This is a genomic window from uncultured Thalassospira sp., assembly GCF_963976115.1.
Classification (GTDB): domain Bacteria; phylum Pseudomonadota; class Alphaproteobacteria; order Rhodospirillales; family Thalassospiraceae; genus Thalassospira.
Window position 1 is genome coordinate 227,088 of record NZ_CAXBJJ010000004.1, and the last position, 21,352, is coordinate 248,439.

Annotated in this window: 18 protein-coding genes; 6 read left to right on the forward strand and 12 right to left on the reverse strand. The window is 54.9% G+C overall.

Annotated features, from left to right (window positions below):
• Positions 1-51: 51 nt before the first annotated feature.
• The 4 genes from AAC086_RS06250 (at position 52) to AAC086_RS06265 (ending at position 4,570) form a co-directional block, all read left to right on the forward strand.
• The gene (locus tag AAC086_RS06250) at positions 52-918 is read left to right on the forward strand and encodes a GNAT family N-acetyltransferase (RefSeq protein WP_339776621.1); all 867 of its coding nucleotides are present in this window, start codon (positions 52-54) and stop codon (positions 916-918) included.
• A gap of 229 nt (positions 919-1,147) precedes the next feature.
• Complete coding sequence (locus tag AAC086_RS06255) at positions 1,148-1,921, forward strand: MotA/TolQ/ExbB proton channel family protein (RefSeq protein ID WP_339776624.1); 774 nt, start codon at positions 1,148-1,150, stop codon at positions 1,919-1,921.
• Between the two features lie 56 nt (positions 1,922-1,977).
• The gene (locus AAC086_RS06260) at positions 1,978-2,913 is read left to right on the forward strand and encodes an OmpA family protein (protein ID WP_339776626.1); all 936 of its coding nucleotides are present in this window, start codon (positions 1,978-1,980) and stop codon (positions 2,911-2,913) included.
• Between the two features lie 205 nt (positions 2,914-3,118).
• A complete protein-coding gene (locus AAC086_RS06265; protein WP_339776628.1) occupies positions 3,119-4,570 on the forward strand; it encodes a pentapeptide repeat-containing protein in 1,452 nt (483 codons plus the stop codon).
• A gap of 11 nt (positions 4,571-4,581) precedes the next feature.
• Here the strand turns inward: AAC086_RS06265 and mutL are convergent, their stop codons facing one another.
• The 6 genes from mutL to AAC086_RS06295 form a co-directional block, all read right to left on the reverse strand.
• Positions 4,582-6,546 carry a DNA mismatch repair endonuclease MutL gene (gene mutL, locus AAC086_RS06270; RefSeq protein ID WP_339776631.1) on the reverse strand — a complete coding sequence of 655 codons (1,965 nt, stop codon included), beginning with the start codon at positions 6,544-6,546 and terminating at the stop codon, positions 4,582-4,584.
• Between the two features lie 138 nt (positions 6,547-6,684).
• On the reverse strand, positions 6,685-7,527 hold the full coding sequence (locus tag AAC086_RS06275) for a transporter substrate-binding domain-containing protein (protein ID WP_339776634.1): 843 nt from the start codon (positions 7,525-7,527) through the stop codon (positions 6,685-6,687).
• Positions 7,528-7,573: 46 nt separating this feature from the next.
• Positions 7,574-8,428 (reverse strand): ATP-binding cassette domain-containing protein, encoded by an 855-nt coding sequence (locus AAC086_RS06280; RefSeq protein WP_339776637.1) that lies wholly within the window; start codon positions 8,426-8,428, stop codon positions 7,574-7,576.
• Between the two features lies 1 nt (position 8,429).
• Positions 8,430-9,155: an ABC transporter permease gene (locus tag AAC086_RS06285; protein ID WP_339776639.1), complete on the reverse strand. Its 726-nt coding sequence runs from the start codon at positions 9,153-9,155 to the stop codon at positions 8,430-8,432.
• Positions 9,152-9,874: an ABC transporter permease subunit gene (locus tag AAC086_RS06290; RefSeq protein WP_339776641.1), complete on the reverse strand. Its 723-nt coding sequence runs from the start codon at positions 9,872-9,874 to the stop codon at positions 9,152-9,154. The genes AAC086_RS06285 and AAC086_RS06290 overlap by 4 nt, the downstream gene beginning before the upstream one ends.
• Positions 9,875-9,947: 73 nt before the next feature.
• Positions 9,948-11,351: a M20 family metallopeptidase gene (locus AAC086_RS06295; RefSeq protein WP_339776919.1), complete on the reverse strand. Its 1,404-nt coding sequence runs from the start codon at positions 11,349-11,351 to the stop codon at positions 9,948-9,950.
• Between the two features lie 255 nt (positions 11,352-11,606).
• Between AAC086_RS06295 and AAC086_RS06300 the strand changes: the two genes are divergently transcribed.
• A complete protein-coding gene (locus AAC086_RS06300) occupies positions 11,607-12,236 on the forward strand; it encodes a GntR family transcriptional regulator (protein WP_339776643.1) in 630 nt (209 codons plus the stop codon).
• A gap of 51 nt (positions 12,237-12,287) precedes the next feature.
• Here AAC086_RS06300 and AAC086_RS06305 read toward each other — a convergent pair whose 3' ends face one another.
• Entirely contained in the window at positions 12,288-13,202 is a 915-nt protein-coding gene (locus AAC086_RS06305; RefSeq protein WP_339776645.1) for a LysR family transcriptional regulator, read from the reverse strand.
• A 109-nt stretch (positions 13,203-13,311) separates the two neighbouring features.
• On the opposite strand from AAC086_RS06305, the gene AAC086_RS06310 reads away from it, so the two are divergent.
• Positions 13,312-13,893, forward strand: a complete 582-nt coding sequence (locus tag AAC086_RS06310) for a hypothetical protein (protein WP_339776648.1) — start codon at positions 13,312-13,314, stop codon at positions 13,891-13,893.
• Positions 13,894-13,984: 91 nt separating this feature from the next.
• Here the strand turns inward: AAC086_RS06310 and AAC086_RS06315 are convergent, their stop codons facing one another.
• From AAC086_RS06315 to ileS, 5 genes are all read right to left on the reverse strand, one after another.
• Positions 13,985-15,334, reverse strand: coding sequence for a pitrilysin family protein (locus AAC086_RS06315; RefSeq protein WP_339776650.1), 1,350 nt, complete (start codon positions 15,332-15,334; stop codon positions 13,985-13,987).
• Between the two features lie 2 nt (positions 15,335-15,336).
• Complete coding sequence (locus AAC086_RS06320) at positions 15,337-16,752, reverse strand: pitrilysin family protein (protein WP_339776653.1); 1,416 nt, start codon at positions 16,750-16,752, stop codon at positions 15,337-15,339.
• Between the two features lie 460 nt (positions 16,753-17,212).
• On the reverse strand, positions 17,213-17,785 hold the full coding sequence (locus tag AAC086_RS06325; RefSeq protein ID WP_339776655.1) for a DUF3035 domain-containing protein: 573 nt from the start codon (positions 17,783-17,785) through the stop codon (positions 17,213-17,215).
• Between the two features lie 49 nt (positions 17,786-17,834).
• The gene (lspA, locus tag AAC086_RS06330; RefSeq protein WP_339776656.1) at positions 17,835-18,308 is read right to left on the reverse strand and encodes a signal peptidase II; all 474 of its coding nucleotides are present in this window, start codon (positions 18,306-18,308) and stop codon (positions 17,835-17,837) included.
• Between the two features lie 116 nt (positions 18,309-18,424).
• Complete coding sequence (gene ileS / locus AAC086_RS06335; RefSeq protein WP_339776657.1) at positions 18,425-21,262, reverse strand: isoleucine--tRNA ligase; 2,838 nt, start codon at positions 21,260-21,262, stop codon at positions 18,425-18,427.
• Between the last annotated feature and the right edge of the window lie 90 nt (positions 21,263-21,352).

Sequence of the window (21,352 nt, forward strand, 5' to 3'; positions counted from 1 at the left end):
CAAAAATGCGCTAAAACATAGAGCTACACACGATTTCCTTACGGAAGAATAATGGCCAATCCTGAAAAAATCCGACGCTTGCGCGAAAACGACCTTTCGACAATGCTGCAATGGGCAGCCAATGAAGGATGGAACCCCGGCCAGGATGACCTGTTGGCATTCTGGAACAGCGACCCGGAGGGCTTTTGGGGCGCGTTCGACAAAAAGGGGCTGGCCTGCGTTATGTCCTGTGTCACCTATAGTGCCGATTTTGCCTTTGTCGGCTTTTACATGTGCCGCCCCGACCGCCGGGGTCAGGGATTAGGCCTGCGGCTTTGGAATAGCGTGCTTGGCGGGCCTGTCTCGCACACCATCGGCCTGGATGGCGTGGTGGCACAGCAAGACAATTATGCGAAATCCGGCTTTTGCTTTGCCCATCGCAACATCCGCATGGCCGGAACCGTTGAAACGCCGGCATCCTTTAAGGCACCCGCCGATTTGTACGAACTGAAAACAGACGACATCGCGATTGTGGATGCGTTTGAGCAAAGCCTGCATCTTTTTGCCGAGTCGCGGTTATCGTTTCTCAAAGGCTGGATCGGCAGCGAAAAACATACCGCCCTGGCCCTTTATGGCCCGATGGGCGTGCGTGGATATGGTGTGATCCGCCCCTGCCAGGATGGCTATAAAATTGGCCCGCTATTTGCGCAAACCCCTGATGACGCCGATTGCCTGTTTGGGGCCTTGCTGGCACGGCGCGAAGGCGATCAGGATCGCCCGGTATTCCTCGATATTCCCGAACCCAACCAGGCCGCCGCAAGCCTGGCGCGCAAATACGGCATGGAACCGGTATTTGAAACCGCGCGCATGTATCGTGGATCGACACCAGACCTTGACCTTGCAAAAACCTTTGGTATTTCCAGTTTCGAATTGGGGTAGGTTGCCACCGGCGACACACTAAAGCAGGCTCTTTGCACAAACAATCGGCATTGTTGATTGCTCCCCATTTGAGGATGCACAAGCATTCAAACTGCGCGCAAAATGCAATCAAGGAATAAAATCCGTTTCGCTATGGAAATCGGATGGTTAGCCCCAATCTGTTTATATTGGCACTGTGTGCCGTCACCTTGAACCCGCCCGAAACCACAACAGGTAGCAGTCAAATACAATGGATATCGCAACACTCATTGGAATTATTGCCGGGATGGGCGTTATTGTTGGCGCCATCGTTATGGGCGGCAACCTTGGTGCGTTTGTTGATGTGCCGTCGATCATGGTTGTGTTTGGCGGTACAACGGCGGCAACGCTGATCAAATTTCCAATGCGCGATGTGATGAAATCACTGAAAACCGGCATCAGCATTGCCTTTAAAAACCCCAAGGAAGACCCGCAATCGATTTACGACAAAGCAATGGAGCTATCGGCGCTGGTACGTAAAAACGGGTTATTGGGCCTCGAAAGTGTTGAAATTGAAAACGAGGTCATGAAACGCGGCATCCGCATGTGTGTGGATGGACATAATAGTGACGTCATCCGCAGTTCAATTTCCAGCGAAGTGGCAAAATCGATCCAGCGCGACGAACTGGGCGAAGTGATGTTTCGTGGCATCGGCGACACCGCCCCTGCCTTTGGCATGATCGGCACCCTGGTCGGTCTGGTGCAAATGCTTGCCAACCTGTCAGACCCCGATGCCATCGGCCCGGCAATGGCCATTGCCATGCTGACAACCTTCTATGGTGCGGTTCTGGCCAACCTGATCGCTTTGCCCATTGCCGATAAACTGGCCCTGAAGGTGGAACAGCTGCGCAATACCAAGGAACTGATTGTTGAATCCGTTGTGCAAATTCAGGCCAGCCAAAGCCCGCTGGTGATGAAAGAAATCCTTGGCCCCTATCTTCCGGGCGGCATCCCGGCAGATACGGATGATGAAGGCAGTGCATGACGCGCGCCCCTACTCGCGATACCCTTGTTTTTCCTCAATCCGGATAATCTCGCTCTATGGCAAAAAAACCCGCAGCAGGCGCGCCCGCATGGATAGCAACATTTGCCGACTTGATGTCGCTGTTGCTGGTTCTGTTTGTGCTATTGCTGACCTTTGCCGAAATGGATGTGGTGAAATACAAGGCGATTGCCGGGTCGGTCAAATCGGCATTCGGCTTTGCCAAGGATGACAAGCTTTCCGGCGTGATCGAAATGGACGGGTCCCTTCTGGGCAAAGCCCTGAAAAACCCGTCGCCCGATACACCGCGCGTTGTCTCCGAACTTCCACCGGTGGAAGTGCCAAAGGTCGAAATCGAGAAAAACGATAGCGGGCAAAAACAGGCCGAAAAACTTCAAAACACCCTTGAAACGGTGTTGCACCGCATGGGGCTGAGCGATCAGATCGGCATTGAACGCAAAGGCGACGAAGTTGTTGTGCGCTTCCCCGATGACATTGCCTTTCCGTCTGGCTCCTCGCAAATCAACGAAGAGTTTGGCGCCATCCTCAATCGCGTTTTACCGGTGATCAAACAAACCGACGGCACCGTCATTGTTGCCGGTCACACCGATAACATTCCGGTTTCACAAAGTTCGCTGTTTCAATCGAACTGGGATCTGTCCGCCTCGCGCGCCACTTCGGTGCTGCACTGGATGATCAATGAAAACGACATGAACCCGAACCGGATGATCCTGCAGGGCTATGGCGACAGCCGCCCGATTGCCAGCAACGACACGCCCGATGGCCGGTCCAAAAACCGGCGCGTGGAACTCACCATCATTTTAGAAGACCCGCAAGGTGGGATAAAACCCGGCAACGGCAACGACAGCGGCAGCAGCAGCAACACCAACGGCCCCGCTACTGCCCCCAATGGCAGCAACACAGGCCCGGCAGCCGATACACCAGCAGAAACCGACCGCACCGGCACCGGATTTATCCGTCAATCCCGTCCGTAACCGCAAAAATCTGTCGGTCTTTTCCCCGTCACTCGCCGCTAAAGCATCTTTCTGGAGAGCATGGCCGTCATGCCGCGCCCTCTGAAGATGGCATAAACAGCCAACCAAATTTTGTTTGCATTAAATAATCCTTGCCACTGCAAAAACCTCACCTATACACCATATGCATTCGTATAGATTTTTAATCAGGATGAACTGTTTCGCAATGGCTTCGATGTCTGGTCTGTCCGTTTTATATGCCGATTACAGCACCAAGGCCGCCAGCCTTGTGCATGACGCATTGCGACCGCTTAATATTGTTTCTTTCTATTCCTGCGACACCGAGGAAGAAACCCTTGCGCTGGCAAATCAGTACCGGCCGGCTCTGGTGATGGTCAGCCATCAGCTTGAGGGATATCAAGGCATCAAAACCATCGGTCATTTGCGCGACATGGCGCAACACGATGATCTCTATTTTCAACAGGTGCCGGTATTGCTTGGCGCCAAATCCCTTACCCGCGATGCCATGCGCCATGCGGTTAAGGTTGGCATTAACGGTGTTTTTCGCCAGCCCCTGAACCCGGACCGGTTGCACCGCATTATTCATACCGTGATCAAATCTCCGCGCCGGTTTGTCCTGGAAGGCGATTATTTCGGCCCGTCGCGCGACAAGGATACCCCGTCCGATCCGGCAAACGCATCTCAACAAGATGCTGAAAATTCCGCCGCTCTGGCCGATGAAAACGGGCACAGCGACCCGCAGATTCTGCGCGAAAAATCACGCACCTCCAATGCCGGGGTTATTTTGCGTCCGGCCCGGATAACGGCCAGCACAAGCCGGCCGATGGTGGGGCGTCCGCGCACGATGGCAGCAGCCCCCCTGCCCCGTCCAGCAGCCAAAACCACAAAATCCGACCGTCTGGCCGTGCCCGATGACGATCTGCCGGTCACACCCACAGGCACGCAGGCCGGGCCCAAAACCCTCGATCCAACAGATCTTTTGCCCACCAACCGTGGCGCAGAAAAATTAATTGGCCTCCGTGCCCCAGCCGCAAACACCCCGCCCGTCGCAACGGCAAAACCGGGTCAGCCAGCCCCGTGTCGTGCGGATGCCACCAATGATGACACCAACGACGACGATCAAACAAAGGCAGAAGATGAAGACCTGATCGACATTGATATTCGCGCAGCCTTGCGGGTTCATAAAATGTGGGTCGATACCGGCGGCAAGGAAGGCAAAATGATTTCGTTTGCCCATGCCGATCTGCGTAACGAAGACCTCGAAGGCATTGATCTGACCCGCTGTGTTTTGCCACAAGCCTCGTTGCACAACGCCAATTGCGAGGATGCTATTTTACGGCGTTGCGATCTTACCACCGCCAATTTCAGCGGGGCCAATTTGAAAAACACCATATTGGCCGCCAGCCGCCTGACCGGGGCCGATTTCAAGGATGCCCGCTTGTCGGGAACTGTTTTTCTCGGGGCGGATCTGAGCCATGCCAATTTGCGCGGCGCAAAGCTGCTTGGGTGCGATCTCAGCGGTTGCAACCTCGCCAAAACCGACCTGCGCGATGCCGATTTATCCTCGGCCAAAGGATTGTTTTCCGAACAAATTCAACGGGCGCGCCTGAATATCAATACGCGCCTGCCCGTTGATTTAAAGCTGAAAACGGTGTGACCTTCAATTCGCTAACGTCGGCCAAACATCTTCTCAATGTCGTGTAATTTCAGCTCGACATAGGTCGGGCGCCCATGGTTGCACTGCCCGGAATGCGGGGTTGCCTCCATCTGGCGCAACAAGGCATTCATTTCATCGGCATTCAGCTTGCGGCCAGAACGCACCGACCCATGGCAGGCCATGGTCGCGCACACATACATCAGCCGGTCTTTCAGCGCCATGCCCTGCCCCAATTCGGCCAGTTCGTCGGCGAGGTCGCGCACAAGGGCCGCAACATCGACTTTACCCAGCATGGCGGGCACTTCGCGCACCACAATCGCCCCGGGGCCAAAGGGTTCAATCACCAGCCCCAGTTCGGCAAATTCTTCGGCCCGTTCAGCCACCCGGTCAGCACCCGATTCGTCAAGCTCAACCACCTCGGGCAAGAGCAATCCCTGCCGCTTCACCCCGGTTTGCGCCAGGTCGGCCTTCATCCGTTCATAAACAATGCGTTCATGGGCCGCGTGCTGGTCCACGATCACCAGCCCGTCGCGGGTTTGCGCAATGATGTAATTGGCATGAACCTGCCCGCGTGCCGCCCCCAGGGGGTGATCGACAAAGCGGGTATCATCGGTGGCATCAATCCGGGCCGAGGGCGATGCACTGGCATAGCCGCCCGCAAGGGCCGCCGCCGCCGCCCCGGCAAAACCACCGTCGTGCCCGGCCGATGGATGGCCGCCAAAATCGCGTGGCCGGTCGAACAACCCGCCAATGGCTGGGCCACCAGCACCATTATCAAACGGGGCCTGCGCGGCATAATTGCGTTCAATCGCCTGATGACCGGGATAAGCATTGGGATTGCGATTATACCCGCCAAAACCGGCCATTCGGCCCGATGCACTGCCAAGTGCGCCATAGGGCACGCCCTCGCCATCTTCGCCTTCGCGGCGCACCGCCCCCATCGCCATATTGGCAACCGTGGTCGATGTCCGGTGCCCGGCCCCGGCCAGCGCATGTTTTAACGCCCCCACAATCAGCCCGCGCACCAGCCCCGGGTCGCGAAAGCGCACTTCGGTTTTGCCAGGATGCACGTTTACGTCCACGTCGCGCGGTTCAACTTCTAAAAACAAGGCGAGTAACGGATGCCGATCACGGGCAAGAAAATCCTGATAGGCCCCGCGCACCGCCCCTTGTAACAACCGGTCCTTTACCGGACGGCCATTGACAAACAGAAACTGCATCTGGGCATTGCCCCGGTTCAGGGTTGGCACCCCGGCATAACCGGTCAGGCGAATGCCTTCGCGTTCGGCCTCGATTTGCAACGCGTTATCCTGAAATTCGCGGCCCATCACTGCGCCCAGGCGTTTCAGGCGCGCATTAAACAAATCGCCGCTACAGGCCGGGTAATTCAGGATCGATTTATTGTTATCCCCGCTTAAGCTAAAGCCGACATCGGGCCGCGCCATCGCCAGGCGTTCCATAATTTCGCGGGCATACATCTGTTCGGTGCGGGCGGTTTTTAAAAATTTCAACCGCGCCGGGGTCGCATAAAACAAATCGCGCACTTCAACCCGGGTACCAAACGGATGGGCGGCGGGTTCGGGTTCGCTTTTGCTGCCCCCTTCAACACTCAGGCTCCAGGCGTTTGGGGCATCCTTGGTCCGGCTGGTCAATCGCATTCGCGATACCGACCCGATGGACGGCAGCGCTTCACCGCGAAACCCCATAAAAGCAATATTGAACAAATCATCATCGGGCAATTTCGATGTCGCATGGCGTTCAACCGCCAGGGCGAGTTCCTCGGGCAACATGCCGCGCCCGTCATCGGTAACCGATAATAAGGTGCGCCCGCCTTCGCGCAGGGCCACATCCACCTTTTGCGCCCCGGCATCCAGGGCATTTTCCACCAGTTCCTTTAACGCCGCAGCCGGGCGTTCAACCACCTCACCGGCGGCAATCTGGTTGATCAGGTTCTGGGGCAAGATGCGCAGCGACATAAACAAAAGCCTGTGTTGTTCGATACCCTATATAGAAGGGCACACACCCCAAAAGCAACAGGAGCGGCGAAATCCCTTTCGCCGCTCCTGTCTGGCGTTGGTTTCAAACCGGGAAGGTTGAGCTATCCCGATTTAAAATCAATGCGGCGTTACGTCAAAACCAAACCATTTGTCCGACAGCTTCTTGATCGTGCCATCGGCCTTGGCTTCTGCAATCGCTTTGCTAAACATGTCACGCAGATCGGTATCTTCCTTGCGCAACCCGATCGAGCTGCCCCGGCCCAGAATACCGCGCTGGAAACGCGGACCGGCCACAACCATGTCGCCATTGCCTTCCTTGGCAGCAGCGGTCGACAGATAAGCCATCGATGCCATGATCAGATCAACACGCCCCGCCAGCAGGTCAAGATCATGCTGTTCGGTTGCTTTGTATTCGCGGATTTCAACGGTGTCTTTCAGGTATTTATCAAGAAATACCGACGCGATGGACGCGGTCTGTACACCAACGATTTTGCCTTTAAGGAACGGCTTGATGTCTTCAACGGCCTTTTCAGCCTGCGGCAATTCAGTTTCAAGCGAGAAAACTTCACCAAAATGCGGCATTTTTTCAAGGTCGCTGCCGCGCGCTACGGCAAAGGTCTGGCCGGTGGTGCCATAGGATTCCGAAAAGCTGATGACCTTTTCGCGTTTTGCCGTCGCCGACATGCCCGACATAATGGCATCAAACTTGCCCGCCAGCAGGGCCGGGATAATACCATCCCATGCCTGGGTCACCATGGTGCATTCCACATTCATGCGGCGGCACAAATCCTTGTACAAATCAATTTCATACCCTTCAAGCGTGCCATCGGGTTTGGTAGAGTTCCACGGGGGAAATGCACCTTCGGTGGCCAGTGTAACTTGCGTCCATTCCTTGGCTTCTGCCTGGCCCAGCATTGCAAGCCCCATGCAAACGGCCAGTACCAACTTTCCAATTTTCATTTAGACCTCCGTGATGATTGATTTTGGCGTTTTTGCGCCATATCTGTTAATGCGGCTGGGCCGCGATAAATTGCCGGAACCGGGCCGAGCGGCTGGCTCCAAACACTGTTTGCGGTGTGCCGTCTTCCTCGATCCACCCCTGTTCAAGAAAAATCACCCGGTTGGAAACCTCCCGGGCGAACCCCATTTCATGTGTCACCACCAGCATGGTCCGGCCTTCGTCGGCCAAGGCACGCATCACGCGCAACACCTCGCCCACCAGTTCGGGGTCCAGGGCCGATGTAGGTTCATCAAACAACATGACTTTGGGATGCATGGCCAAAGACCGGGCAATGGCCGCCCGTTGCTGCTGCCCCCCCGACAGGCGTGACGGGTAGGAAAACCGCTTGTCATAAATGCCCACTTTTTCAAGATAGGCGCAGGCTTCGTCATGACATTCGGCCTGCGGGCGCTTTTGCACAAACACCGGCGCTTCCATGACATTTTCCAAAACGGTTTTGTGCGACCACAGATTAAAACTTTGAAACACCATGCCAACATTGGTGCGCAACCGGTTCAATTGCCCGATATCGGCGGCTTCAAGGTCGCCATTACGCCCCTGACGGGTCCGCACGGTTTCACCGGCGATGGTGATTTCACCCTGGGTCGGGGCTTCCAGAAAATTAACACAGCGCAGCAAGGTCGATTTACCCGACCCCGATAACCCCAAAATCGACACCACCTGCCCTTCGGGCACATCAAGATCAAGGCCCTTTAAAACTTCGACCTCGCCAAAGTTTTTATGCAGGTTTCGAATGCTGATCGCAGTGTTTTGACCGGCGATCCGGGCATCAACGGGTGCTGGCGAAAAGCCGCTATTTAGCGTGCTTTGCGCCGCTGGCATCATGCGTGACGGTGACATGTTATGCCGCCCCCCGCGCGGCAACTCGTGACGACGGGCGTTCGGCAGCGGTATGGCGCATCAGCCGTTTTTCCAACACCGCCACCCCGCGTGACAAAATGAAATTGATCAGCAAATAAAGGCTGCCTGCGACCAAAAACACCTCGACCACGCGATATGTTTCCGAAATCATCTTGGCCGCCAAACCGGTAATTTCCATCAGAGTAATGATCGATGCCAGCGAGGTTGCCTTTAAAAGCAGGATGACTTCATTGCCGTAAGCTGGCAGGGCCTGACGAATGGCAAGCGGCAAAATAATACGGCGATAAATCATCACCCGCGACATGCCACAGCTGCGCGCAGCTTCAATTTGCCCTTGTGGCACCGATAACAGGCCCCCGCGCACAATCTGGCTGCCATAGGCACCGGTATTCACCATCAGGGCAAAAATCGCACACCAATAGGGTTCGCGCAGGATCGGCCACATAAAGCTGTGGCGGATAAAATCAAACTGACCGATGCCATAATAGATCAGAAACAACTGAATCAAAAGCGGGGTGCCGCGAATGCAAAACACATAAAAATCGGCCATCGAGCGCAAAACAACATTGCCCGAAAGCTGCATAAGGGCCGCGGCAAGGGCAAAAAATACCCCAAAGACCGAGGCAATAAATGCCAGTTGCAAGGTCATGGGAATGCCGGGCAAAAGGCGCATCAGCGCCTCATACATAAATGGAAAATCGATCATCTTGCCCCTCGTATACCGCGTGAGAAATGCGCCTCGGAGAAACGAAAAACCCGGTTAGAGACAAACGTGATTGCTAAAAACAAGATAGCCGCAGCCATAAAGAAATAGAAAGGCTGGCGGGTGGACCCGGCCCCGATCTGCGCTTGACGGGCCAGTTCGATCATACCGGTAACCGATACAAGAGCCGATTCTTTGAGCACCACCTGCCAGACATTTCCCAGGCCCGGCAAGGCATGGCGCAACAATAACGGCATCGTGATCCGGCGCAGCATCAGCATTCGGGTCATGCCCGCCGCCTTTGCCGCCTCAAGTTCACCATCATGAATGGCGTAATAGGCCCCCCGGAGGACTTCGGTATGTTGCGCGCCCGATGTCAAACCGATCGCCATGGCCCCGGCGGCAAAACCGGGAAAATCCACAAACCCCTCGCCGCCAAAGGCACGATAAACCGCTGACAGCGCAAGACTGCCGCCGAAGTAAAACAGGAAAATCACCAAAAGGTCGGGGAGGCCGCGCAAAATAGTCGTATAGGCATCTGCCGCAATCCGCACCGGGCGATTTCCGGCAATTTTGGCCCACGCGCCAAAACTGCCGATAACCCCGCCCAGCATAAAACCAGCCAGCGCGACCATCACGGTCATGCCCGCGGCACGCACCATCGACCAGCCCCAGCCATCGGGGCCAAAATTCATCAATTCCCAGAAACTGGCATGCGACATCAGCGCATCCTTTCATGGTGTTGGGCAGGCTCAACCAGCCGGTATGACATGGCAAAACAGACTGGTCGGGTCATTATTCCGCTGCCTTGCCATAACCGGGGATCGGCGGGTTCACATCTTCGGGGATCGGGTTGATGAACGGTCGCCCTTCGCGGCGTTCGGCAAAATCGGCCTTGGCTGCGACAACCAGTGACGGATCGGCAAACAGTTCCGATGCCGTTGCCGCCATAACCTTGGCAGCATGAACCATGCCCTTGTGGGCGGCAGGCGTTTTGCCCTGTGCCACCAACTGCCAGCTATGGCCCGGCGTACCAATGGCATAGGTCGCACCACGCATCTGCACGGTGGGAACCACCCAGCTAACCGTGCCCACATCTGTCGATCCGACATGGCGGCCATCGCCACTTTCAGGCGGAAAAATCGTGTCGCATAGCGGCACATCCAGGCGCGGCTTCAGGCCAAAGCGGGCATAAGCCGCACGAATATCCTTCTCGCTCAAGGTTGCCTGAATTTTGCGGGCAAAATCGCGATCAGCATCATCAAATTCAGGTGGGCCCAAAGCTTCGAGCTTGCGATACATCAGTTGTTCAAGCGGCGTATTGCCAATCAGATTGGCATCCCCGCTAACCACCACATGTTCGACACTGGTTTCGGTCATCAATGCAGCACCCTGGGCAATTTTCTTCACCCGTTCAACCAGTTCGATCAGTTCATCAAGTTCACGCGCACGGATCAGATAGCGCACGGTGGCATTGGCCTGTACCACGTTGGGGGCAACGCCACCGGCATCGATCAGGGCATAATGCAGGCGCGCCGTGCTGGGCATGTGTTCGCGCATGTAATTCGCCCCCACATTCATCAGCTCGACCGCGTCAAGCGCACTGCGCCCCAGTTCCGGCGAGGCTGACGCATGCGACGCCCGACCCTTGAAATGAAATTCCAGTTCGTTGCACGCCAGCGAAATCGGGTTGTTCACCCCGGCAAACGGGGCCGGATGCCAGGAAATGGCAACGTCAACATCGTCAAACGCGCCCGCGCGCACCATAAAGCCCTTGGCCGATCCGCCTTCTTCGGCAGGGCAGCCATAATAGCGCACCCGGCCAGGCAGGTTGTTACGTTCTAAAAAATCACGTACCGCAATCGCGGCCAACATCGCACCAGAACCAAGCAGGTTGTGCCCGCAGCCATGCCCGTTGCCACTGTCATTACGCGGTTTTTGCTCGGCAATACCGGCTTCCTGGCTTAAGCCCGGCAGCGCGTCATATTCGCCCAGAATGGCAATCACCGGGCCGCCGTCGCCCGCTTCTCCCATCACAGCAGTGGGAATACCCCCCACATTCTCGCTTATCCGAAATCCTTTTTGCGCCAGCATGTCTTTATGCCGTGCAACGCTTTTGACTTCCTGATAATTCAGCTCCGGCGTTTCCCAAATCTCGTCACTCATAGCGCACAAATCGGGGCTGTGCCCCTCAACCATTGTCCAGATCGCGTCCGCATTCGACGTGGCAGCCATGTGATTTTCCTTGTATTCGTATTCATCATTCATAAATTGGTGCCAATTTTGGCGAATATTTCTTTTTTGTAAAGAACAATCCCTTTTTATGGACGAAAAATATGCACTACGTAAAAATGCGTATTGTTTATACAATTCAATGTATCTGGTATGTTTTTGCCAGTTGGCTATAAAGACATATTCAACCCAAAAGCACCAAACTCATTAAAAGAGCAACCTGTGGAAACGTTAACACCAGCACACACCAACACAGAAACCGATCTGATGGACCAGATTGCCACCGATATTCAGGCGGGGGCCTATGCGCCGGGATCGTGGCTAAAACAGATCGAGTTGCAACAACGTTACAAAACATCACGCCCCATGATCCGGCTGGCACTGGACCGGCTGGCACAAAAACAGCTGATCCGCCACGAGCTCAACCGTGGTTATTATGTCTATGAAGCCGATAACGACGAGGTTCGCAACCTGCTCGAAGTGCGCGCCATGATCGAATGTGCCGCCGCCGCCCGCATCGTGCGCCACAGCACCCGGCCCGAATGCGACCAGTTGGAAAATATGGCGCAAACCTTTGCAGACCTGATCGATACCGGCAGCATTGTTCAGCAACACGAAGCCAATCAGATCTTTCACCGCCAATTGTTAAGCATGTCTGGCAACCCGGAAATCGTGGCGACCATCGACGATTTACGTCGTCGCATTCCGTCTGCCCCCGCCGGACAATGGAAAACCCGTCAACGCGCCAAACAATCAAGCATCGAGCATTTTGAAATGGTCACCGCTGTGCGCAACCGCGATGCAAAAGCCCTGGAAGATGCCATCCGGCGTCACATCCAGCAAAGCCTGTAATCCTACAATCCCGCGACATATCGGGGTGCCCAAAGCAGCCCCTTCAAAACATCAGTCGATACTTTTACCGGGCCGCCACAGCCCGGACAAAGCCTTTGCAAACCACAAACCCGCCGGGCCCAGCACCTTGTCGCGGCAATAGGCAACGACAATCTTGAGTTCCGGCAGCTGATCAAGGCCATCCCATTCCACCGGCGACAATTCCACAAGGCGGCCTGCGTCAATGTCGGCGCGCACCATATATTCGGGCAATGCCCCCCATCCGGCCCCGCGCAGGATCATGCGTTTTTTCATGTCCATGTCGTCGGTTTTCCAGAAATCAGGTGCCTGCAAGGCATAATTGCGCTTATCGCGCCCCTCGACCCGCCCGGAAATCATGATTTGCAAATGTTGCTGCATTTCCGTCGGATGTAATGCCGTTTTCTGGCTGGCAAGCGGATGGCGGGGGGCCGCTACCGCAACCATACGTTCGGTTCCGCAGGAATACCGCATATAGCTGCTGCCGAGCGGTACAAATTCCGGCATGATGGCAATGTCCGCACTGCCATTATCAAGCACTTCTGCACGCTGGATCGTCTGCGTGATCAACTCCACCCGGACGGTTGGAAACTGGCCCTGAAATGCAACCAGCGTTTCAATGATCGGGTCTGGTGACACAAACTGGCTAATCGCAATCGTAATCGAGGCTTCCAGGCCGCGCGAAATTCCCGCCGCCTTGCGCCAATATTCCGATACATCCCCCAGTACCTTTTGCGCATAAGGCAACAAAAGATGCCCGGCCCGAGTCAGGGTTGGTCGATACATGTCGCGATCAAACAGCAGAAGGCCGGTTTGCTGCTCCAGTTTTTGAACGGCATAAGTGATCGCCGACTGCGCCCGATTTAAATGACGCGCCGCCGCCGCAAAACTTCCCAGTTCTGCAATGCACACAAAAACCTTAAGTTGATCAAGGGTAATTTCTGCCATTCATTCAATTTATTCGAACATGATAAGCAGAACAATAGAATTTTTATTGAACAAGACTGTCGTTACCATTTTTGCAATAGCGAACAAAATTTTATCAAGGTTGCAGTAAATGACAGTTGTTACCCCCGGCTTTCTTCAGGCCCTTGTTTATCAGGCGGTGCTGATCGCCCATCTGTTTTCCTTCGCCTTTGCCATTGTTCTTGTCGCCAAGGCGGACCTGGCAATGTTAAGCGGCGCGTATCACACAGGGCGGCGAAACCTGGCCAGAGATGCCCGAAACACCGCCTTCTGGCTGGCTTTGTTATGGATTTCGGGTTTGGCCCTGATTGGCATGGGAATTGGGTTTAACGCCAGCGCGATCATGGCCAATGGCAAAGTTTTTGCCAAAGTCACCGTCGTTGCCATCCTGACACTGAACGGCCTGTTCCTGCATTTTTACGCCTTCCCGTTTTTTGCCGGATCTCGCGGTAAAATCACCGGTTTTCAAATCCTTGTTTGCAGTGCGTCTGGTGCCATCAGTTCGGTTTCGTGGCTCTTTGCGTCACTTTTTGGCGTGGCGCGCAAAGTTGCCCCCTTTATGTCCTATCAAAATTTCATGCTGGTTTATCTGCTTTGCCTGGCAGGTGGCCTTGCCATCGCGCTGACATTCGCCCGACCTTTCATCCGCCGGAACTTTACCGCCACGGCCTGACACGCATAAACAGCTATAAAAAAACCAGGGCCGCATATGATGCAGGCCCTGGCGCAGCTGTTTTAAACGCGATAGCGCTGATTACGGCTTGCTAAAAGCTCAGCTTGCCTTCCGGCTTGCCGACCACAATTGCGCTCACGTGATCAGGGTCCAGCAATTTGCCTGCCACCCTGTTCACGTCATCAAGTGTCACGGCATTAACGTAATCATTTCGCTTATCAAGGAAATCAATTCCCAAATCCTCGCTTTGCATCCCCACCAGCATTCCCGACAAATTGCCAAGGCTGGTAAAACGCAACGGAAATGCGCCGGTCAGATAGGATTTGGCATTGTCCAGTTCGGCCTGGCTAATGCCTTTTTCCTTCATTTTTTGCCATTCATCACGAATAACCGACAGGCTTTTGCCAATCGCATCATTGCGCGTTGCAACCCCGCCCATCATGATATTGGCGTGATCCAGATTGGCAAGGTAGCTATAAACGCCATAGGCAAGGCCGCGTTTTTCACGCACTTCCTCGGTCAGGCGTGACGAAAAGCCACCGCCGCCAAGAACATAGTTCATGATATAGGCGGCGTAAAAATCCTTGTCCTTGCGCGCCATGCCCTGTTGGCCCCATATCGCCTGGCTTTGCGGGTTGTCTTGTGAAATAACCTGCACATCGCCGCCAAATCTGGGCGTCACAGAAGAAATTTCGGGCAGTTTGCTATGTTGGGGCAACCCGCCAAAGGCCGCATCCAGCAACGGGCCCAGTTCCTTGGCGGTAATGTCGCCTGCAACACCGATAACCAGGTTATCGCGCGCCAGCGACTGTTTTACAAAGTCGCGCAGATCGGCAACCTTAAGGCCATTCACCGTCTCAAAGGTTCCTTCAACCGGGCGGGCATAGGGATGATCGCCAAATACACCCTTGAAAAAAGCCCGCTGCGCCATCGAACCGGGGTCGGTTTCTTGCTGTTTCAACCCGGCGACAATCTGCGAGCGAATGCGTTCAACCGCTTCATCATCGAACCGGGGCTTGGTCAACGACAATTCAAGCAGCTTTACCGCCGTTTCGCGTTCCCGCGTCAATGTCACCAGTGATCCGGTAAAATCATCGCGCCCCGCATCATAGGACAGGCTGATCGATTTGTTTTCCATCAACCCGCGAAAGGTCTGGCTGTCCATATCGCCAGCGCCTTCGTCAATCAGGCCTGAAACCATATTGGCCCGGCCCAGCTTGCCATCAGGATCGGTTGCGGCACCCGCCCCCTTAAAGGAAAAATCAACGGTCAAAAGCGGGTTTAAATGATCTTCGATCAGCCAGGCCTTGATGCCGCCCTTGCTGACCACTTCTTGCACTTCAACCGCCTGTGCCGATCCCAGGCCAAAACTGGCAACGCCCACCAGCGCCATCAAACCGGCGGCAAAGTGGCGCGATTTTGTTTTCAATGAAAATGCCATGATCAATGCGTCTCCGTTTCGCCGGTTACCGGGGCGGTGGGCATGCCCGGGCCCTTGGCCCCTTTGGGCCGCAACAACCACCCGGTCACCGAGCGTTTATCGTCCAGCACCGCACGGGCAGCATCATTAACCTGCTCAACGGTCACAGCCTTGATCCGGTCGGGCCAGCTTTCAACCTGGTCTACGGTCAAACCAACGGCCAGTGCTTCACCCAGGGTGCGCGCGCCCGCCGACAGCGAATCACGGGCAAAAACCGCACTGTCGAGCAAGCGTTGCCGGGCTTCATCAAGTTCCTTTTGCGTAATCCCGTCTTTCAGGGTTTTGGCAATTTCACCATCAAGGGCGGCTTCGAGATCGGCCATTTCCACCCCGTCACGCGGGACGGCATAAAAACCAAAAGTCGATAAATCCATCGCCACCGGGTCGTAAAAACTGCCCGCCGACGTTGCCAGCTTCTGGTCAACCACCAGCGACTTGTACAGGCGGCTGGTGGTGCCAGACCCCAGAATTTCGCTAAACACTTCCAGCGGGGCGGCTTCATCGGCATGTTCGGTATTATAGGACGGTGCCAGATAATAGCGCGACATTGACGGTTGCCCGACACGGGCATCGGTTAACGTCACCTTGCGCGGCGCATGTTGGACGGGTTCTTTAACCCGCACGCGTTTGGGCACGTCATGGCCCTTGATGCTGCCGTAATATTTTTCGGCCATCGGTTTTAAGTCGGCCATGGTGATATCGCCGGCAACAACCAGAATAGCGTTATTGGGCGTGTACCATTTTTTGTACCAGTCCATCGCATCCCTGGTGGTCAGTTGCTGCATTTCATGCAACCAGCCAATAATGGGCCGCCCATAGGGATGCTGCATGAACAGGGCATTGCGCATCTGCTCGCCCAGCAGGGCACTGGGGTTATTGTCGATACGCATCCGGCGTTCTTCGACAATGACGTCGCGTTCAGGCAAAACCACCTTGTCGGTCAGTTGCAGGTTTTGCATCCGGTCCGCTTCCATTTCCATCACCATCCCCAGACGGTCGCGGGCAATGTTCTGGAAATAGGCGGTATAATCCCACGAGGTAAAGGCATTGTCCTGCCCGCCATTGCGCGCAACAATTTTGGAAAATTCGCCAGGCGCAATTGTTTTGGTCCCCTTGAACATCAGATGTTCCAGAAAATGGGCAATACCCGAAGTTCCAGGCACTTCATCGGCGGCCCCTGCCTTGTACCACACCATATGGGTGACAACCGGCGCCCGGTGGTTTTCCACCAGCACCACCTGCATCCCGTTGGAAAGGGTCGTTGTTTCAGGATTAAACACACTTGCCCGTGCAACCGGGGCAAGCAAAACCAACACCATCATCAAAACCGGAAGCACGACCGGGACGCGGTGCCAAATACGTTGGGACAAAAATTTCATGCTGTCTTCCTTGGGAGTCTGTCCGGGAATTTAGCGAATTGTTTTTTTATGACCCGCCCATTTTTTGTAAATGGTGCGGGGTGTTCTAAAGCATATTTCCTTTAATATGACACATTTTGCCAGCTCAGTCTGCCGCCTGGCAAGGAGAAATCCGCAGGGCGTAATGGGTTTACGGACAAGGATTTCGACGCAGCCAGGCGGCAGACTGCGCTGGCCCACAGGGTTTGATTTTGGCGGTGTTTGGCGGCGTTACACCGCTCGCCCGATGCGCCGCATCGCGCAGCGCGCTGTGCCTTGCCAAACGACACGCCAAAATCAAACAAAATGGGTCATATTAAAGGAAACATGCTTTAATTAAGAACCGATTATGACAGAACAAGGGCGCGGAAGATCCGCGCCCTTGGAAATGTGATCACAATTTGGCGATCCGGCATTTTTGCCACTGCCCGATTGGAAAATTCTAGAAAATGTCTTCGAGAATGCCTTTTTTACGGCGTTCAATCGTCGGCGTGTCGCCTTCGGTAACCGGGTTGCCAAGTGCTTGCTGGTCACGAATACGCTTTGCTTCTTTTTCGGCATCAACTTCGCTGCCAAAGGCAGGTTTTTCCTGCCAGAAGACCAGCCTGTCGATAACGCTCGCGTTTTCCTTGACCAGGATCGAGGTTTCACGGTCCACTTCGGTCCGGATATTCGGATCGGCATATTGTGCCCCGCTCTTTTCGAGCAACACAACTTCACCGCTGCTGCGATCCGCAGTGTTAAGGTCACGCGCCACCGGGTTCGGTGTTTCGCCGGTCAGAATACGGCGGGCCTGTTCGGTCGTTGTACCAGTTTGCGGCCGCGCAATACCAGGTTCCGGTGCACGCAGATTATATTCCGGCGGCAGGCTAAGCGGAGCCCGCGAAACCACCTGAAATTCATCAGGGGACTGTTTATTCAGACCAAAGGTTTCTTTTGTCGATTCACAACCGGTAACGGCAAACGCCAACCCGGTTAGCGCCACAATCCTGATCAGATGAGATTTCCGGGTCATTCACGCCTCTTGCAAGTCTGTCATCAGGCCACCTGCGGCCCGACCAAAATTATCGCGAAGTTTTTTTACCGCCAAACAGGGAATCGATCAACAGTAACGCGGCTCCCATTGTGATTCCGGTATCGGCAATATTAAATACCGGCCAATGATAGCCTGCAACGTGCAAATCGATAAAGTCCGTAACTGCCCCGTGACGTAACCGGTCTACCAGATTACCGACCGCACCGCCAACAACCATTGCCAGTGCGATTCCCAAAACCCGGTCCCGTGTCCGCCACATCCAGATCAGAAACCCGATGGTGATCGCGGTCGTACCCGCAATCATCACCCACGGGGCCTGCCCCTGAAACAGGCCAAACGACACACCGGGGTTCCAGGCCAGCACAAAATTCATGAACGGAGTCACGGTGATATAGCGTGTCGGGTAGGACAGCGCATCAATCGCAATCTGTTTGGTCCACTGGTCAATGATAAAAACAATTACCAGCACCGGCAGGCCAAAAGCAAAGGCGCGATGTTTCATCAATTTTCTTTCCGTCTGCCCATATAATACCAAACTGCATTGATCGAAACCGGTCAATGCCGCCCTCCGTCGGTGGGCGGGCATCTCGCCCGACCCAGTTTCTCGTTTAAATCGGCCTACGCGGTGGCAACGCCCATTTCATCAACGGCGTCGGCACAACGATGGCAAATCGTCTTGTGTTCGGGGTGTGATCCAACTTCGGGCAAAATCTGCCAGCAACGCTCGCATTTCTCCCCTTTGGCCAAGCCTGGCACCACACCAACACCCGCCACGTCGTCCAGGCAATAGGCCCCTTCGGGCGCATCACCGGCAATCAGTTCGATGTCCGATGTAATGGCAATTTCCGCCAGATCAAGGCCGTTCAGGGCCTCGACATAATCGGCACTGGCGTAAACTTTGGGGGCGGCATCCAGGCTGCCGCCAATACGTTTTTCGGCCCGTTCCACTTCCAGCGCCCCGGTCACGACCCGGCGCAATTTGCGAATTTTTTCCCATTTCGCGGCCAGTTCGTCGTTTTTCCGGCCATCGGAAACAGCGTTATAGGTCTGGGCGTGAACCGAACTGTCATTGCCATAACGTGCCCGCCAGGCTTCGTCGGCGGTAAAACAAAGAACCGGTGCCAACCAGCGCACCAGGCTGTCAAAAACCCGATCCATCACCGTCCGGGCAGCCCGGCGGCGCAAGCTGCTCGGCGCGTCGCAATAAAGCGCGTCCTTGCGAATATCAAGAAAGAACGCCGACAGATCCTGCGAACAGAAATTATGCAGTTCAATGAACAACTGATGAAAATCAAACGCGTCGGTTGTTTCGCGCACCAGATCGTCAAGTTTGCTTAACCGGTGCAAAACCCAGCGTTCAAGTTCCGGCAATTCACTATCAGCAACCTTTTCGGCCGCGTCAAAGCCCGCCAGATTACCCAAAAGGAACCGCAGGGTATTGCGCAAACGACGATAAATGTCGGAATGGCGCTGGATGATTTCGTCCGAAATGCGCAAATCATCATGATAATCGGAACTGACAACCCACAAACGCAAAATGTCCGCGCCGAACTTTTTAATCATGTCTTGCGGGGCAACCACATTGTTCAGCGACTTGGACATTTTATAGCCCTTGCCATCAAGAACAAAGCCGTGCGTCAAAACGGCATCATAAGGGGCACGCCCCCGCGTTCCGCACGATTCCAGCAGCGATGAATGGAACCAGCCACGATGCTGGTCCGACCCTTCAAGATACAGATCGGCCGGCCATTTCAAATCCGGGCGTTCTTCCAGAACAAAGCTGTGCGTCGATCCCGAATCGAACCACACATCAAGAACGTCCATCACCTGTTCGTAATCATCGGCATTATAGTCATTGCCAAGAAAACGCTGCGCATCCCAGGTAAACCACACATCGGCACCTTCTTCGCGGAAGGCCTGATAAACACGATCCAGCACCGCCTGATCCCGCAGCGGTTCGCGGGTTTTCTTGTTGACAAACACCGTAATCGGCACACCCCAGGCACGCTGGCGCGAAACGCACCAGTCCGGCCGGTTGGCAATCATCGAATGCAAACGGTTGCGCCCGGTTTCGGGGACAAAGCGGGTATCGTCAATTGCCTTAAGCGCGGTTTCCCGCAGGCCATTTTCCGACATGGAAATAAACCATTGCGGCGTGGTCCGATAAATGATCGGCGCTTTGGACCGCCAGGAATGCGGATAGCTATGCTTCATCCGCCCGCGCGACAACAGCGCCCCATCCTCGATCAGTTTGGCGATAACGGTTTCGTTGGCATCGCCTTCCTTGCCGTTGGCATCATAAACAAACCGACCCGCAAACAGCGGCACATGGTCGTAATATTTGCCTTCGGCATCGATCATTTCGGGTACTTCCAACCCGTGTTTCAGGCCGGTGACATAGTCGTCGGGGCCATGGGTCGGGGCGGTATGAACAAAGCCGGTACCGGTATCGGTCGTGACATAATCAGCCGCTAACAACGGCACATCAAAATCATAGCCCTGCCCGCGGAACGGATGGGCGGCAATGCCGCCTTCAAGATCACGTCCTTTGAAAGTGCCAACAACCTTGTGCCCCAGGATACGGCCATTTTTGCACATGTCTTCAACCAGATCGGCACAAACCGCCAGCTTTTCACCAACCTTGGCCCAGCATTCCTCGGCGGTTTCGGTCACTTCGATCACGACATAATCAATATCCTCGCCATACGAAATGGCGCGGTTGCCCGGAATGGTCCAGGGCGTGGTCGTCCAGATCACGATACTGGCATCGTCAAGTGCGGTCACCGGTGATGTCACCACCGGGAAACGCACATGAATGGTCTTGCTGGTATGGTCGTGATATTCAATTTCGGCTTCGGCCAGGGCGGTTTTTTCAACAACCGACCACATCACGGGCTTGGACCCGCGATAAAGCGACCCGTTCATCAAAAACTTGCCCAACTCGCGGGCAATGGCGGCCTCGGCGCGGTAATCCATGGTGATATAGGGATTATCCCAATCGCCCATCACGCCCAGACGTTTGAATTCCTCGCGCTGGATATCCACCCATTTCTGGGCAAATTCACGGCATTCCTTGCGAAATTCGGCAATAGGAACTTCGTCCTTGTTTTTGCCCTTCGCACGGTACTGTTCCTCGATCTTCCATTCGATCGGCAAACCGTGGCAATCCCAACCGGGAACATAGACGGCGTCCTTGCCCATCATCTGTTGCGACCGGGTGATCACGTCTTTTAAAATCTTGTTGAGCGCATGGCCAATGTGAAGATGGCCGTTGGCATAGGGCGGGCCATCATGCAGAACGAATTTTTCACGGCCTTTGGAAATCCCGCGAATGGTGTCGTAAAGATCGTCATTCTGCCATTGCTCCAGCAATGTCGGTTCCATCTTCGGCAAACCCGCCCGCATCGGAAAATCGGTTTGGGGCAGGATAACGGTCTTTTTATATTCGACGCTCATCGTGACAGTCCTGTCGTCTTGCACTTTATTTCACAGGCAAACCCCGATCCGGGCTGCCCCTCCAAAGGGGGCTGCGGATCATAGCGGGTT